General features: G+C 61.5%; 13 protein-coding genes. 1 reads left to right on the top strand and 12 read right to left on the bottom strand.

What is annotated here, in order from left to right:
- Positions 1-3: 3 nt before the first annotated feature.
- The 7 genes from dld to Mame_RS26970 are packed head-to-tail and all read right to left on the bottom strand — an operon-like array spanning position 4 to position 7203.
- A complete protein-coding gene (gene dld / locus Mame_RS25830) occupies positions 4-1707 on the bottom strand; it encodes a D-lactate dehydrogenase (protein WP_018067077.1) in 1704 nt (567 codons plus the stop codon).
- 45 nt (positions 1708-1752) lie between these two features.
- Positions 1753-2805 carry a glycoside hydrolase 5 family protein gene (locus Mame_RS25825; protein ID WP_018067078.1) on the bottom strand — a complete coding sequence of 351 codons (1053 nt, stop codon included), beginning with the start codon at positions 2803-2805 and terminating at the stop codon, positions 1753-1755.
- Positions 2806-2860: 55 nt separating this feature from the next.
- Positions 2861-3871: a zinc-dependent alcohol dehydrogenase gene (locus tag Mame_RS25820; RefSeq protein WP_018067079.1), complete on the bottom strand. Its 1011-nt coding sequence runs from the start codon at positions 3869-3871 to the stop codon at positions 2861-2863.
- Between the two features lie 23 nt (positions 3872-3894).
- Positions 3895-4710 carry a carbohydrate ABC transporter permease gene (locus Mame_RS25815; RefSeq protein ID WP_018067080.1) on the bottom strand — a complete coding sequence of 272 codons (816 nt, stop codon included), beginning with the start codon at positions 4708-4710 and terminating at the stop codon, positions 3895-3897.
- The gene (locus tag Mame_RS25810) at positions 4707-5651 is read right to left on the bottom strand and encodes a carbohydrate ABC transporter permease (protein WP_079921072.1); all 945 of its coding nucleotides are present in this window, start codon (positions 5649-5651) and stop codon (positions 4707-4709) included. The genes Mame_RS25815 and Mame_RS25810 overlap by 4 nt, the downstream gene beginning before the upstream one ends.
- Positions 5652-5672: 21 nt before the next feature.
- Positions 5673-6968, bottom strand: a complete 1296-nt coding sequence (locus Mame_RS25805; protein WP_018067082.1) for an ABC transporter substrate-binding protein — start codon at positions 6966-6968, stop codon at positions 5673-5675.
- Position 6969: 1 nt separating this feature from the next.
- Positions 6970-7203 carry a hypothetical protein gene (locus tag Mame_RS26970; RefSeq protein WP_155122311.1) on the bottom strand — a complete coding sequence of 78 codons (234 nt, stop codon included), beginning with the start codon at positions 7201-7203 and terminating at the stop codon, positions 6970-6972.
- A 64-nt stretch (positions 7204-7267) separates the two neighbouring features.
- Between Mame_RS26970 and Mame_RS25800 the strand changes: the two genes are divergently transcribed.
- A complete protein-coding gene (locus tag Mame_RS25800; protein WP_018067083.1) occupies positions 7268-7927 on the top strand; it encodes a TetR/AcrR family transcriptional regulator in 660 nt (219 codons plus the stop codon).
- A gap of 167 nt (positions 7928-8094) precedes the next feature.
- Here Mame_RS25800 and Mame_RS27755 read toward each other — a convergent pair whose 3' ends face one another.
- The 5 genes from Mame_RS27755 to Mame_RS25775 form a co-directional block, all read right to left on the bottom strand.
- Positions 8095-8337, bottom strand: coding sequence for an IclR family transcriptional regulator (locus Mame_RS27755; RefSeq protein WP_418287804.1), 243 nt, complete (start codon positions 8335-8337; stop codon positions 8095-8097).
- A 392-nt stretch (positions 8338-8729) separates the two neighbouring features.
- Positions 8730-9521, bottom strand: a complete 792-nt coding sequence (locus tag Mame_RS25790) for a TIM barrel protein (RefSeq protein ID WP_018067086.1) — start codon at positions 9519-9521, stop codon at positions 8730-8732.
- Positions 9522-10270: 749 nt separating this feature from the next.
- On the bottom strand, positions 10271-11566 hold the full coding sequence (locus tag Mame_RS25785; protein ID WP_018067088.1) for an HlyD family type I secretion periplasmic adaptor subunit: 1296 nt from the start codon (positions 11564-11566) through the stop codon (positions 10271-10273).
- A 1-nt stretch (position 11567) separates the two neighbouring features.
- Positions 11568-13283: a type I secretion system permease/ATPase gene (locus tag Mame_RS25780; RefSeq protein ID WP_079921070.1), complete on the bottom strand. Its 1716-nt coding sequence runs from the start codon at positions 13281-13283 to the stop codon at positions 11568-11570.
- 12 nt (positions 13284-13295) lie between these two features.
- Entirely contained in the window at positions 13296-14630 is a 1335-nt protein-coding gene (locus Mame_RS25775) for an FG-GAP-like repeat-containing protein (protein WP_079921069.1), read from the bottom strand.
- Between the last annotated feature and the right edge of the window lie 103 nt (positions 14631-14733).

Here is a 14733-nt window from a genome sequence, read left to right as displayed (position 1 = left end):
GATTTACCTCCCGTTTTCGCAACATGCATGGTCTTCCCAGCCGGCCCGCTTCGTGGCGTGCCCGATGCCGGGGTTGAAACTGTTTGTGGGGTCTATGGACCGGTAGAAATCGAGCGTCTGCTCTCCGGCCCGATAGGAATGGCCGAAATTGTGCTCCGCCGGATAGCGCGCGCCGCGCCGGTCGAGTTCGATGAGAAGCCGCGCCTTGATCGCCTCGCAATCGACGCCGCGGCGGACCAGATATTCCTGGTGGAAGACGTGGCACAGGAAGTGTCCGCAATACATCTTGGCCTCGAGATCGGCCTCGATCTCGGCGGGTAGTGTCTCGAACCAGTCGCGCGTGTTGCGCGGCAGGGCGATGTCGAGCGCGACGATACCCTCCACCGTGCGGGCATGAACCGCCCGGTAGCGCACCACCGCCCCGCCGATCGCGAATCGGTGAAGGAACGCGGCATGCGCCTCGGTCTCGCTGCATTCGAAGAAGGCTCCAGTCTCAGATGGAAACCGGCTTTCGAGAAACGCGCGCGCTTCTGCCGCGCCCTCCGCCGTCGTCTTCAGGACGAAATGGTGGGCATAGTCGCGGCGGAAGCGGTTCATCCGTTCCGGGAGGTGCGGCGGCAGACGGCGCGAGAACCATTGCAGGATATGGTCGCTGACGAATGAGCCAAGGCCGATGGCCTCAGTCAGCCCGTCGAACCAGCTCTTGGCGGCGAAGGCCTTTGGAATGTTTCCCGTGCCGAAGCGGTTCAGGAACCAGAACAGGTCCTTGCCGTAGTCGCGGCTGAGATCGTAGGCGGTGGCGTGGATATATTCCCCGGCGATCGGCAGATGGTCGAAATGCGCCAAGAGATGGCGCCTGATACTCTCGAGTTCGGCGGGATCATTGGTGCCGATATAGAATGTGACCGGGCCGTCGTCGGCAGCGAAGGTATCGAGCCTCAGCGCGAAAACGGCGAGATGGCCGGCGGAGCCGGAAGCCTCGTAGTGCCGGCGCGGATCGTCGTTGAAGCGCGCCGGGGTGTCGTCGTCGACGTCGCGGACATGGGTATGATATTCCCGGTCCGAGGCGACGCGGTTTTGATCCGCGCGGATTGTGCCTAAATCGCCGCGCTCAAGCCTGCCGAGAATCTCCTCGGGCTCGGTTCCAAGCTCGATGCCGAGATGGTTGACGAGCACCAGCCGGCCGGTCGCGTCGATCTGCGCGAACAGGGCCAATTCGGTATAGGCCGGCCCACGCCGCACCAGCGACCCGCCGGAATTGTTGCAGACGCCGCCGGCGACCGAAGCGCCGATGCAGGACGAGCCGATGACCGAATGCGGCTCGCGGCCAAGCGGCTTCAGCCGACGTTCGAGCTGCTCCAGCGTTGCGCCCGCCTGACAAACCACCTGCCTACCATCGGCGATCACCGTAATGTCCCTCATCCGCAGCGTGTTGATGATCACCACCGGGCGGTCGTAACTGTCGCCGTCGGGCGTGGAGCCGCCGGTCAGCCCGGTATTGGCGGCCTGGCTGATGACGATGACGCCGGCATCGGCGCAACGTTGCAGCACCCGCCACTGCTCGACCGGCCGGCCCGGACGCACCACTGCCAGCACCGGGCCATCGCCGTAGCGATAGCCCTTGCGATAGCGCCGGGTCGCGCGCGCGCCGGTCAGCACATGGCGCCGACCGACGATTTCGCGAAAAGCTTCGACAAGCGCGTCCAAGGTTTCAGGCCCTTTCGACAGACAGGTTGACGGATGCCGCCGGCCTCAACTGGCTTTCGCCCGCAGCACGGACGGCGCGTACTCGTTGAAGGCCTCGTGGCCCGCGCGCAGCGTACCATCGGCCTCGATGAAATGCAGGCATTCCGGCAGCCCGACCGGTCCGTATTCGTCGCGGTGCAGGTCGGAGATCAGACTGTGGTGCAGCGCGTGCACGGTGAAGCCGACGCCGCGCTTGGAAAGCTCGTTGAGCGTGAAGCGCATCACCTCGACATGCTTGGCGTCGTCGCGCGCGCCCCAGACGGTCTCGCTGGCGATCAGACCCTTGCCGGCTTCCTTCGCGAAGGCGACGGTGTCCTCGATCAGCTTGATGAAACCTTCCTTCCTGGTCACCTGCGGCTGGGCGGCAATGCCATTCCAGACGTAATAGGGGTGGAAGGACAGGATATCGACGAAGGGTTCGGTCGCCTTGACCGCGGAAAGGCCCGGATAATTGCCGATGGTCAGCGGCTGGTTTGCGCCCAGAAGACGGACCTTGTCGGCGCACCATTTCAGCCATTTGATCTCGGCGGCCCTCAGCGGACTGTCGGGGTCATCGACATATTCGCCCATCAGCGGTTCGTTGCACAGGTCCCAGCAGTAGATCCGGGGATCGTCCTTATGCGCACCGATGACGGCCTCGAGATAGGTGGTGAAAACCTCCTCGACGATGGTCAGCTTGCGGTCGCCCGGATCGGCGCTTTCGAACAGGTCGTCGGCATGGTTCCATGCGGTGGCCCACGGGATCAGGTGCTCCAGCCCGACGCCGCCGAAATCGCAGACCGGATCGCGCCAGCGGTTGAACAGCACCGGGATGACGGTGATGCCCTGATCGGCGAACAGGCCGAGGCCGGCATCAAGATTGGCCATGAACCGTTCCGGATTGCGCTGATAGCTCTCGCTGGACAGCCACCAGCGCGCGGTGTTCCATTCCGGAAAATAGCGCTTGCCGCGCGCGATTTCGACCTTCATCAGGCCGTGGTCATGGTGGTTCCAGACCTCAAGTCCGCTGCTTCCCCACGATCCGTCATAGTTGAAACCGAAAACCTCACTTGTTTCCATTTTTGCTCTTCCCGTATTCCATTGGTATTCAAGATGCGGAGATTTCCGCGGTTTCTCAGAGCCGGTCCTCGTCGTCCGGCAGGATCAGAAGTTTTCCGGTGCCCGGCCTGTTTTCGAGGAGCGCGGCATAGGCCTCGCGCGCCTCCGACAGGCGGTAGCGGCCGGTAATCAGCACCGACGGTCGCATCCGGCCGCGACCCAGCAGTTCCAGCATGTGCGACCACACACCGGGGCTGCCGAGCGAGCCCGTCAGCGACTGGTCGGAGACGACGATGCGGTCGATGTCGACGGCGTGGGCGGCGCATCCGGTGAGGCTTACGGCCACCAGCCGGCCGTTGCTGGCGAGGCGTTCCAAGGCGCTTTTGAGGCCGTTGCTATTGCCGCTCGCCTCGATCACGACATCGAAGCGCTCGTCCGGCTCCGGCACCCGCGCGCCGATGGCGGCGACGCGTTGCATGCGCTCCATGTCCGGTTCCAGCACCGCGACGGAAACGCCATAGCTGTCCATCGCGATCGCCGCGGCGAGCCAGCCGATCGTGCCGGCGCCGACGACCAGTATGCTGTCGCCTTGCTGAAAACGGGCCCGGAGCACGGCGCGCAGCGCCACGGCGGAGGGCTCGGCGAACACCGCATCCTCGATCGCGATGTCCTCCGGCAATTTATGCGCGCTTGCTGCGGGAAAGCGGAAATAGCCGGTCATCGCGCCTTCCTGTTTCATGATCCCGGTTTCCGCGCGCGTCTCGCACTGGTGATAGTCGCCGGCGCGGCATTTGGCGCAGGTTCCGCAGCCGATGCTGCATTCGCCGACAACCATGTCGCCGATCGCGAAGCCCTCGACGTGGCTGCCCTTGCCGGCAACGCGCGCGACCCATTCATGGCCGGGTGTCAGCGGCAGGCTGGAACGCCCGTCGCGCAGGTAGATCATGCTGCCGTCCGCGAGTTCGGCGTCGGTGCGGCAAAGGCCGATGGCGAGCGGCGCCAGCAACAGGTCGTCCGGTCCCGGCCGAGGGGTCTCGCGCGCCACGAGCTCGATCTTGCCCGGCGCTGTGATGAATAGGCTTTTCAAAATCTTGATCCTCGGTATCCGGGTCAATGGCCCGCAAGTGAGCCGCCGATCCCGCCGACGCTGAAATATCGGTTGAGAATGGAAAACAGGATGACGGGCGGCAACATGGTGATGACCGAAACGGCCATCACCGCGCCCCAGTCGGTCGATGTCTGCTGGAAGAAGGATTGCAGGCCGATCGGCAGCGTGAACATGGAATCGCTCTTCAGGAACACGATGGCGACGAGATAGTCGTTCCACGACAGGAGGAAGGTGAAGATCGCCGTCGACAGGACGCCCGGAAGCGAGTTGCGCAGCACGATCCGGATAAAGCCGCCGAACACCGAGCAGCCGTCGATCCAGGAGGCTTCCTCGAGGGCTGCCGGGATGGAGTCGAAATAGGCGGCCATCATCCAGGTCGCGACCGACAGCGACCCGGCGACATAGATGATCACCAGCGCGCCGAGGTGATCGGCGAGACCGAGCCTTGCGAACAGCATGAACAGCGGAATGACGGCGGTGATCACCGGCAGCGACTGGACCACGAACAGGAGCAGCGAGTAGCCGGCGATGATCTTGTGGCGGCCGCGCGAAATCACATAGCCGGCGGGCGCCGCGACGATGATCGCGGCAACGACAGTGAACAGCGAGACCATGAGGCTGTTGGCAAGCCATTGCAGCACAAGCGTCTCCCTGAACACATGGACGAAATTCTCGAGACTGATCAGCGCCGGGGCGCCGCCCGGACGGGGCCTGAGCGACAGCATCACGGTCGCGCCGATCGGCAGCAGGGCAATGGCAGTGAACAGATAAACGAAGGCGCTGCGGATCAGCTTACCCTTGTCGAGTGCGAGGCTCATGCCTTTCCTCCCGCTTTACGGATCTGGCGGAACAGCGCCAGTGAAATCAGGACCATGGCGGTCGTCATCATCAGGGCGATGGCCACGCCTGGTCCGGTCTGGAAATTCTGGAAAACCGTCCGGTAGGCCAGCACAATCAGTGATGTAGTGGCATCGATCGGGCCGCCAGCGGTCAGCAGATAGATCGTCGGGAAATCGTTTACGCAGAAAATCGTCATCAAAATCCAGCTGATATAGGTGGTCCGCGCGGTCAGCGGCAGGGTGATGTGCCTGAGCTGCTGAATGCCTGTCGCCCCATCAATCGCGGAGGCCTCGTAGATGCTGCGGTCGATCGCCGATAGCGCCGCGCTCATCATCAACATCATGAATGGAAAGCTGCACCAGACCTTGAAGACGCAGACTGTGATGGCGGCCAGCGTCGGATTGGCCAGAAACAGCGGCGTGGCGAACCCAAGCATACGGGCGAAAACCGGCAGCGGCGAATCCGGCGTGGCGACCAGCCAGTTCCAGGCCATCGACGACACCACAACCGGAACCACCCATGGCAGCAGCAGCAGGACCTTGACAGTTCCGCCGCCATAAATCCGGGCGTTGAGCGCGAGCGCCAGCGCCATGCCGACGACCCAGCTTCCGGCAACCCCGGAGAGGGTGAAGATCAGGGTGAAACGGACGGCATGCCAGAAATCCTCGCTTCCGAGAACCTTGGTGAAATTCCTAAGACCGACGAACTCCCCGGCCGATATCAGCGTACCGTCACGCACAGACTGCACCACGGCGTAAAACACCGGATAGGCATTCAGCGCAGCGAGCAGAAGCACGGAGGGCGCTATGAGCAGGAGAAAGAGGAGGCCGCGGCTTGAACTCCAGTCGGTGTGGTCGCGGCTGGCACCGCGACCGGGCAATGACTGGACCGCAGCCGGCGTGTTAGGCCGGACTGACATCGGTCGGTATTCCTTGGCTGATTACATCAGGTCTTCGAGGTCGGACTGAAGCCGCTCGAGCGCCTTCTTGGCATCAGTTCTGCCGGCCAGCATGGTCTGGGTGAAACGGGTCACCGCCTGTCCGGCATCAATGGAGGCAAGCGCCGCGAAGGAAGCGGTGGAGCGCGCCGCCATCGGCTTGCACACCGGCTGCCATTCCTCGATCACCTTGACCGCCTGCTTGCGCGAGCGGAACTCTTCCGTCTCGGTGATCGATTTCAGCGCCGGCAGCGTCGGCGCCTTGCCGACGGTCCAAGCGTGGGCGAGATTGTTGACGTACCAGACGAGGAATTCCTCGGTATCCGGCGTCGACGGGTTGTTGGCATACATCATGATATTGTTGACGTAATAGGCCGTGCCCTTGTCCCCATGTGGGCCTTCCGGCGGGCTCATGACCACCAGATCGCCATCGGTCTCGCCGAGCACCTTGTCGAGGCCGGGCGTGTGATAGCCGATCGCAACCTTGCCAGTGCGCCACATAGTGTCGAGATTGTCGGTGGAATAGCTGACCGAGGCCGGATCGATCAGGCCTTCCGAGGCCATTTCACGGACGAATTCCATGGCTTCGACATTGCGGTCGTAAAGCGCATCCGGCTCCTGGTTCTCGTTGAACAGGCCGCCGGCATTGTTGATCATCAGCGACACCAGGCCGTGATAGCCGAAATTGTTGTTCGGCCCGGCGCCGGTCGCAAAGGCGTAGACCCCGTTCTTCTTCAATGCCTTCCCGGCGGTAAGCCAGCTTGCCCAGTCCTTCGGCGCCTCGACGCCCGCTTTTTCCAGGAGCGAGGTGCGGACCCAGATCGGGCGCACGTCAAGGTTCCATGGAATGCCGACATAGCCGTCCTTGGTCTTCAGAGCTTCCAACGTGCCGGGCAGGAAGTCGTTGATCTTGCCGCTCTCGCGCAGCTTGTCGATGATGCCATCGGCATAGAGTACCTGGCCCTGCTTGGCGAACTGGAAAGCCTGGAAGGCGCCGCCGGTGCTAGCCGCCGGGCCGGTGTTGGAAGCGAGCGCAGAGGCGAAGACCTGCTGGAAATTCGCCCACTGGATGGTCTGGTAAGTTGCCGTGCGGCCACCGGGACCGGCATAGCCTTCAACCAGATCCTTCATTGCATTATTGTATGTCGTGCCGCCCCAAGGCATGTCCCAGAACTTGATCGCTGCCTCATCGGCGCGGGCCGGAAGGCCGAAGCTTGCGCCACTTGCGAGGCCCGCGGCCGTTGCACCGGCGAGGCCCAGAAAGCCGCGTCGCGACCAACCATTATGCGAATTAGACATTTCACTCTCCCTGATCTTCCAGCGCATCTCCGGCCATCGCGGCAAAGTAAAGCCAACTGCGACGCAAACTGTGCGTGCGCAGCGGATCCTTTCCGCGAATTTGCGGGATGACGCCGTCTCCGTTTTCCCTCAGCCCGGTTGCGCAATACAGCGCTTTACCTCCCGCCGAAGCTGATGTAATGAAAAGTATATAAACATTTACATTTTGGCAAGTGGCAATTTCACCGGGATGCATTATGGTTCCAGAACGCAGTCATATCTGGGCATCCACCGCATTGCCGAAGGTCGGAGAATAAGGAATGCAAGAGGTCAAACGCGCCCGCGGCCCCTATCGATCGGGCCTGAAACGACGCGCGAAAATTGTCGAGCAAGCTGTCGAGGTGTTCGGCCGGTACGGCTACTCCAAGGGGTCGCTGCAGGAAATCGCCATCCGCTCCGGCATCACCCCGGCTGCGATCATGCGGCATTTCGACAACAAGGAAGAACTGCTGGTCGAGGTGCTGCGCCACTGGGACGACGCGCAGGTCGCCGACGAAAAGCGTTACCAGGGGCTCGCCTACTTCCGCAGCTTGCGAAGCGTCACGGAAAACAACATCGCCCATCGCGGCTTTATCGACCTCTATCTGACGCTGTCGATCGAGGCCAGTCGCGCGGACCATCCCGCGCACCCCTTCGTGGTCGAACGCTACGAACGGACGATGGAGGTGTTTACCCGCCACCTGCGCCACGCGATCGACAACGGTGAAATTCCCGCGATGGACGACGACACGGTGACCTACGAAGCCCACCTGCTGATCGCCGTTCTGGACGGTTTCGCAATCCAGTGGATGCTCGACGCCAGGATCGACCTGCTACTCATGATCGGCACCTATGTCGATGCCGTGATCACGCGGTGGAAGATCGGGGGCGGCTATCGCCCCGAGCCGGCAGCCGAAAAACAGGATCAGGACGCCGGCTGACCCTGCCCCACCCGCTGACGGATATGCTGCGGAAGGCCGCCGCGTTTCATTCCGAACTGGCGCCGCCGCCCGGCAACAACGAGCACTGCAGGTCAGCGCCAGACCGAGACCTATATCAGGATGGTGGGGCATGCCGGAATTGGCACTCTGCGCCTTGGCGATCAGGGTCAGCCGGTCACCGTCGACAATTGCGAGGCGCACCAGTTTACCCGTGTGTTCGGCGAGGCGGCGCGACGCCGGCTGGGCAACTCAACAAGCCCGGACTTGCTCAGCCAGTTGATCCCCATGGCCGGCATTTTGGTGGTCAGCCTGCGGTTGCCGCGCTCCGACTGCTGCACATAGCCGCATGAGGCAAGTTCAAGAAGCGTCCGGTAGCGTCCGCTACGGGACTGGTTGAGCCCCGTGGCGATCTCCGCAAACTCCGCCCCCTCCGGCCGCGCCGCCAGAAATTCCAGGATACCAAGGGTCAGCCGGTCACCGCTATGAGGGAGTCGGGCGTGAAACGGGTCGTTTCGATCAACATGACCGCGTATACGATAAAAACTATGCCGCTCTCATCCCAAGTTGAGATCAGAATTCCTTCCCTCTTTGAGCCAGCAGCAGAAATATAGGCGCGGACAATCGTACAGTTGCACATCTGAACCCGACCTGCCGCCGAGGAAAGCGATGCCGCCTACAGACAAAGCCAGTCACCCCGGCTTTTATCGCCACGTCTTGGCAGCGACGTCGGAAAAGCCTTAAGCGCTATCTGCCGGTCATCCTCTGTCATTTCCGTGCGCATGCCACCTTCCAACAGATGGCGTCATACTGCGGCAAGGCTTCTCTCGAAATCTGCACGCATGCCAGCCAGAGCCTGGTGATCCGTTGTCATGGGTTTGAACTCGAAACCGATGCGCCCTGCATAATGATTGTCAAGCAGCCACCGAAGCCGCCGAACAAGATCGACCGAGCCGCTGCCCGGTTCGTGTCTTCCGGGATGATCCGCAACATGGACGTGAACGATCTTGTCGACATGACCCGAAAGCGTTTCTTCGAATGGCTCATCCATGACGGCAGAGTGATAGAGATCATAAACAATACCGACCTCTGCCCGTCCGACCTTTTCAATCACCTCGAACGCCTCAGACGTCGAATCGAGAAAATAGCCAGGGTGATCGACACGTGTATTGAGCGGCTCAAGGCCAAGGCGCACGCCGGTCCCAGAAAGCATCTCAGCGGCTCGTCGCAAAGCGATGACAAGCGCTTCTGCTTGCGACCGCCGGTCGGCGCCCTGTATCTCATCCCCGGCCTGCGCTATCAGGAGCGGCACTCGCAGCCGTTTGGCGACCGCTATGGATTGTTCAAGTCCCGCCAACCATCTCTCATGGTTTGCCGGATCAGTCAGCGGGACCATAGGTTCGGCCACGCAGCCGGCCACGGCAATGTAATGCTCTTCAGCCACGCTGAACATGGAGTCAATATCCTTGTTCGACCACAGCCAGAACTCAAATGCAGAAAAACCCGCTTCTGCAGCACGGGAAATGCGGTCCACAAACACGTCGGACGGCTCGGCAAAAAGCCATTCGAGGCAGGCAGAAAATTCGGGTTTTGACATGATATCTCTCACTTTGTCTGGCGCCGCTTTCTAAATATCCGAATGAAGCAATAGATTGTCCGGAACCGCATCATCAGATGCGGTGAGATAGGGGCAAAGAGTCAACGGCCCGTCGAGGGCGATCAGCGATGCGTCCTTTCCTGTCGCTTTACCTGTCATGGCCGAATACGCATACCGCTCATCTGTTCCAAAAAATAAAGCAGTTCCTCAGGCAGGTTGCCCTGATCCTCTCGCCGATCTCAACCTTGATCGCTCATGGAGCACGATCACCGGGCTCTGACTTTTGATAGACAGAATCAGGGGTCTTGAAGGGATTTGGACCGTCGACCCATAATCTCGGCGTCACTGAAATGATGTATCCATATGATTTTGTCGGAGACAAGCCGTCTTGCGTCTCTCACAGTAAGACTTGATGAAACCTGTCCATTAAATGCACTATTTTCGCGTGGGGCGGGCCAATCCATCAACGATTTGTTGACCCTCAGCCGCGCGTTAGCCCGCGTTTGTGATCGCGACGATCGCATACTCGTCGACCTTGTCTGTGTGCACCAAACCGGATCGCTCAAGAAAACTTATCACCACCCGAATTTCTTCTGGGTTTCGGTACATACTATATTTGCGGAAACCAAAATCTAACGAAGCTAAGGACTTCTACAGCCTGAATAGGCAAACGTCATCAACTCCCGTTCTTTCAACGGCGAAACCTGCGACGGCAAAAAGCCTTCGGGGCTTCTGGATGGCGAGATAACTCACTCCTCCCTGAAGGCCTGATCGAGATAGTCGGTGAATGGCTTCAGCAGATACGAGGTTGGACTGCGGGCGCCGGTCTGGATGAAGGCCTCGACCGGCATGCCCGGCAGGATGCCGCGATCTTCCGCGGCGGCAAGCGATGCCGGGTCAAGGGCGACCTCGACGCGGAAATAGCGCTGGCCGGTCTCTTTGTCGGTAAGCGCATCGGCCGAGACGGTGCGTACATGACCGTCAAATTCCGGGGTCTCTCGATCATTGAAGTTTGGGAACTTGACCACAGCCGCCTGCCCGTCATGAACCCTGTCCACCTGGCCCGGTTCGACCTTGACCGTCAGGATTACCGGGACATTGGCTGGAAGAATCGCAGCAACCTCCGCGCCTGGCTGGATGACGCCGCCGATCGTAAATACGTTCAATCCGTAGACAACCCCATCCATTGGCGCGCTCAGTGACAGCCGGCGGTACTTCTGCTCGGCCACGTTCAATCGCTCTGCAATTTCCGCCGCCTGCGGCTGAAGCTCGCGATATTCGGTTTGCGCAGCCTCGCGCCGGTCGGCCGCAATCTTCAGCATCTCGACCTCGTAGCCGGCAAGCGCGCCGCGGGCCTCGGCAATAGATGCTTCCAGTCCGGCGATATCGCCTTCCAGCTCGGCCGCCTGCTGCTTCGTTGCCGTCAGCGGGCTCGCCTGTGACAGGCCGCGGTCGAGGAGACCTTGATAACGCTCCAGTTCTTCCTCGACGACGCCAAGCTGCTTGTTGAGCGCGGCGAGTTGCCGCAGCCGGCTCGCGATCATCGCGTCCGTCTGTTCCCGCTGCTTCTCGAGCTGACTCAGTGTCAGCGCCAGCGTCTCGCGCCGCGCGTCAAACAGGGAACGCTCGTCCTTCAGCACCAGCGTCAGGGCGTCGTCATCGGCGGCGGCTTCCGCGAGTTCCTCCCCGAAGTCGAGGCTTTCGTCGCCGCGCACTTCCGACGCCAACCGCGCAAGCCTTGCTTCTGCCTCGAAGGCTTGGCGCGACAGCATCTGGCGCTCGGCCAGCAGTTCGGTCTCCTCCAGCCGGATCAGCGGCTGCCCGGCAACGACGGACTCGCCGTCGCGGACGTTGATCTCGACAACCGTGCCGCCATCGCGATGCTGGATGACCTGCCGGCGGGCCTGAACCTCGACGACGCCGCTGGCAATCACCGCGCCGTTGATTTCCGTCGCAAAGCCCCAAAGCGCAAAGGCGCCGACGCCGATGGCGAGCGCAACAAAACCATTGCGCAGATAATGGTGGGCAGACCACTCGCCGCTCATCTCAATGCACCCCCTCGGCAAGCTGAGGCGAACGGACGAAGCGCTTCAGCACCTCGTCGCGCGGTCCGGCAGCGCGCACCCGACCGCCGTCGAGCAGCAGCACCTCATCACATTCGGCAAGCGCGGACGGGCGGTGGGACATGATGATCACAGCGCGGCCATCGGCCTTCGCGGTCGCGATCGCGCCGTTCAGCGCCTTGACGCCGGGATCGTCGAGACTGGCGTTCGGTTCGTCGAGCACCAGCACAACGGGATCTCCATAAAGCGCGCGCGCAAGTCCGATCCGCTGGCGCTGGCCGCCGGAAAGCCGGCTCTCGCCCTCGGTCAACACCGTATCATAACCTTCCGGAAGGGACAGGACCAGTTCATGCGCGCCCGCCTTTTGCGCCGCCAGCACGATTGCTTCCGGATCGGCGTCATCGGCGAATCGGGCGATGTTCTGTGCCACCGTTCCGGGAAACAGCATCACGGTCTGCGGCAGATAGCCGAGGAGGCCGCCAAGCACATCCGGCTCGTAATGCCGGATATCAGCGCCGCCCAGCCTGACCACGCCGCTTGCCGCTGGCCACAGCCCGGTGATGGCCTTTGCGAAGGTGGATTTGCCGGCAGCGCTTGGGCCTATCACCGCAAGCGCGGAGCCCGGTGAGACCTCTACGCTGACGCCGGAGAGAACCGGCTTCTTCTCGCCGGGCGGCACAACGGCGATCGCCTCCACCGAAAGCCTTCCTTCAGGCCGCGGCAACGGCATAGGCGCGCCTTGCGGAGGCACCGCATCGAGGAGCTTGCCAAGCGAACGCCAGGCCCGGCCGGTGCGCTGGAACGTCATCCACTGTCCGATCACCTGCTCGATGGGAGAGAGCGCGCGGCCGAGCAGGATCGATCCGGCAATCATCGCGCCGGCCGTCAGTTGCCCTTCAAGAACCAGAAGCGCGCCAAGCGCCAGTACTGTCGATTGCAGCAAAAGCCTGAAGGCCTTTGTCGAAGCGGTCAGCCCGCCGCCCTTGTCGGAAGCGGCAATCTGGGCGCGAAGGGCAGCGCCGCGCACCGCCTGCCACTGAGTCAAAAGCGGGCGCAGCATGCCGAGTGCACGCACGGTGTCGATCTGCTTGCGGGTGCGCTCCGTCGCGGCTTCCGCATCGCGCATCAGCCGCGCCGCCTCCGCATGGGCATCGCGGGTGAGCCGCTGATTGGCGAAGGCCAGAAGCGCAATGATGATGCCGCCTGCAAGACCGAGAACACCCATCCAGACATTGAAGGCAAACAGGATTGCCAGAAAGAACGGCGCCCAGGGCAGATCGAAGGCAGCCCCCGGCAGTGGCGAGGACAAGAACGTCTGTATGCTGGCAAGATCCCTCAGCCCGGCCGCCGGCTGTTCTCGGAAGCCTGGATGTTCCGCCTGTTTCAGCACCGCCCGGAACACCCGTTCATCGAGCCGGGCCTGAAAGCCCGCACCGACCCTCGAAAGCACACGCCCGCGCACATGATCGAGAAACCCCATCAGCGCAAACAGAAACACCACGATGGCGAACAGCACCAGAAGCGTCGCCGAGGAATGACTGGACAGCACACGGTCATAGACCTGCAGCATGAACAGCGGGCCCGTCAGCATCAAAAGGTTCACCACCGCGCTGAAAACAGCCACGCCAATGAGTGCGCCGCGTGAGAAGAGCAGCGCCTGGCGCAATTCAACGCGGCCTTTCTCCAGATTAGTGGTCAACGGTTCGGCTCATCAGAAAATGAAATCGCCTTCGGAAAGCGAGGCTTTCGACACGCCTTCGAGGACGATCCAGTTGCCCATATCATCGGTGATGAACGCCTGACCGTTGCTTTCGACAAGGTGGTTCTGAGAGAGATCCCACCAATCCGTGATCGCCCCGACGGTGGAAAGATCGATCCTGTCAACGGCATGCTGAAAGTCCTTGATCTCGTCATGGCCGAACATGTTCTCAAAGACAAAGACGTCGGCCCCGGAACCACCCTCCAGCCAGTCATCGCCCATTCCGCCTTCGAGCCTGTCATTGCCGTTGCCGCCCAGCAATATATCCCGGCTGCCCCCGCCAAGCGAGGTGGCCAGAATATGAGCGTGGTCATTGTCCAGTTCGGAAAAGCCGATCAAATCGTCCTTGCCATCGCCGTCCACATCCGCCAGTTCCTTGAACTTGCCGTACCAGGAGGAACTGGCCAGTTGCGTCGAGATGCTATGAGAATAGGTGAAATGTCCGTCGGCCGTGCCAGCGTAAATCACGGCTGTCTGGTTTCCCGTTCCGAGCGCGACGATATCCGCTCGCCCGTCTCCGTTGACATCCCCGACATATTTTTCCACCGAACTTAATGAGCCGGAAGCAAGTTCATCGTGCGTATATATGGCATTCGAGAATGTTCCGTTCGCCTGACCAAGGAGCACGTGAATATTCGCCGCGCCATCCTGACTGAAGCCGATAAGGTCGGCTCGGCCGTCGCCGTTAACATCATCAAGAAACTGTCTCGAATGATAGGGAGTAAGTGCAACCACCCGTGTTTGGACATTGGCGCCAAACGACCCGTCGGCCCTTCCCTTCCACACATTTGTGTACTGGTTTCCGTACTGGTCGCCGGAAAGCGCGACGATATCGGCGTGACCATCGCCGTCGACATCGCCGAGGAACTTCTCCTTGGCGCTCCACCACTGGTTGGCGAGTTCGTTGTAGCTCACAGTGGGGGACGAAAATGTTCCGCCGCTGTTGCCGTACCAGACCTCGACGCGCTGCGCGCCATCCGCCGTGATGGCCACGAGATCGTCTTTTCCGTCCCCGTTAACGTCGCCGACAAATCTCTGACGGCCGGCCCACCAGCCACCGATCGGCCCCTGATCCGTCCAGCCCGCATCGGAAAATGTGCCGTTGCCGTTGCCGAACGAGGAGCGCAGGACGCGATAGCCATCATTTCCGGAAAGCGCGATAACATCATCACGCCCATCCCCGTTGACATCGCCAACACTGCGGAAGTGATGGCTCCACCACTCCGACGCGATGGTAGTTGACGTGGTGACATCGTGGAAAACGTGGTCACCCCCACCCCGAAGCACATCATTCCCGTCACCGCCATAAAGCAGGTCCTCACCATGCCCGCCATCAAGCGTATCGTTCCCGGCGCCACCGATCAGCGTGTCATTGCCGCCACCGCCCTCA

The organism is Martelella mediterranea DSM 17316 (assembly GCF_002043005.1).
Classification (GTDB): domain Bacteria; phylum Pseudomonadota; class Alphaproteobacteria; order Rhizobiales; family Rhizobiaceae; genus Martelella; species Martelella mediterranea.
This window is presented reverse-complemented; position numbering and strand designations above follow the sequence as displayed.

What these genes read in the sequence shown, in the direction of transcription:
- Mame_RS26970 (WP_155122311.1), bottom strand. Translation starts at nt 7,203, where the DNA reads ATGCATCCCGGTGAAATTGCCACTTGCCAAAATGTAAATGTTTATATA.
- Mame_RS25800 (WP_018067083.1), top strand. Translation starts at nt 7,268, where the DNA reads ATGCAAGAGGTCAAACGCGCCCGCGGCCCCTATCGATCGGGCCTGAAA.
- Mame_RS25785 (WP_018067088.1), bottom strand. Translation starts at nt 11,566, where the DNA reads ATGAGCGGCGAGTGGTCTGCCCACCATTATCTGCGCAATGGTTTTGTT.
- Mame_RS25815 (WP_018067080.1), bottom strand. Translation starts at nt 4,710, where the DNA reads ATGAGCCTCGCACTCGACAAGGGTAAGCTGATCCGCAGCGCCTTCGTT.
- Mame_RS25810 (WP_079921072.1), bottom strand. Translation starts at nt 5,651, where the DNA reads ATGTCAGTCCGGCCTAACACGCCGGCTGCGGTCCAGTCATTGCCCGGT.
- Mame_RS25805 (WP_018067082.1), bottom strand. Translation starts at nt 6,968, where the DNA reads ATGTCTAATTCGCATAATGGTTGGTCGCGACGCGGCTTTCTGGGCCTC.
- Mame_RS25790 (WP_018067086.1), bottom strand. Translation starts at nt 9,521, where the DNA reads ATGTCAAAACCCGAATTTTCTGCCTGCCTCGAATGGCTTTTTGCCGAG.
- Mame_RS25825 (WP_018067078.1), bottom strand. Translation starts at nt 2,805, where the DNA reads ATGGAAACAAGTGAGGTTTTCGGTTTCAACTATGACGGATCGTGGGGA.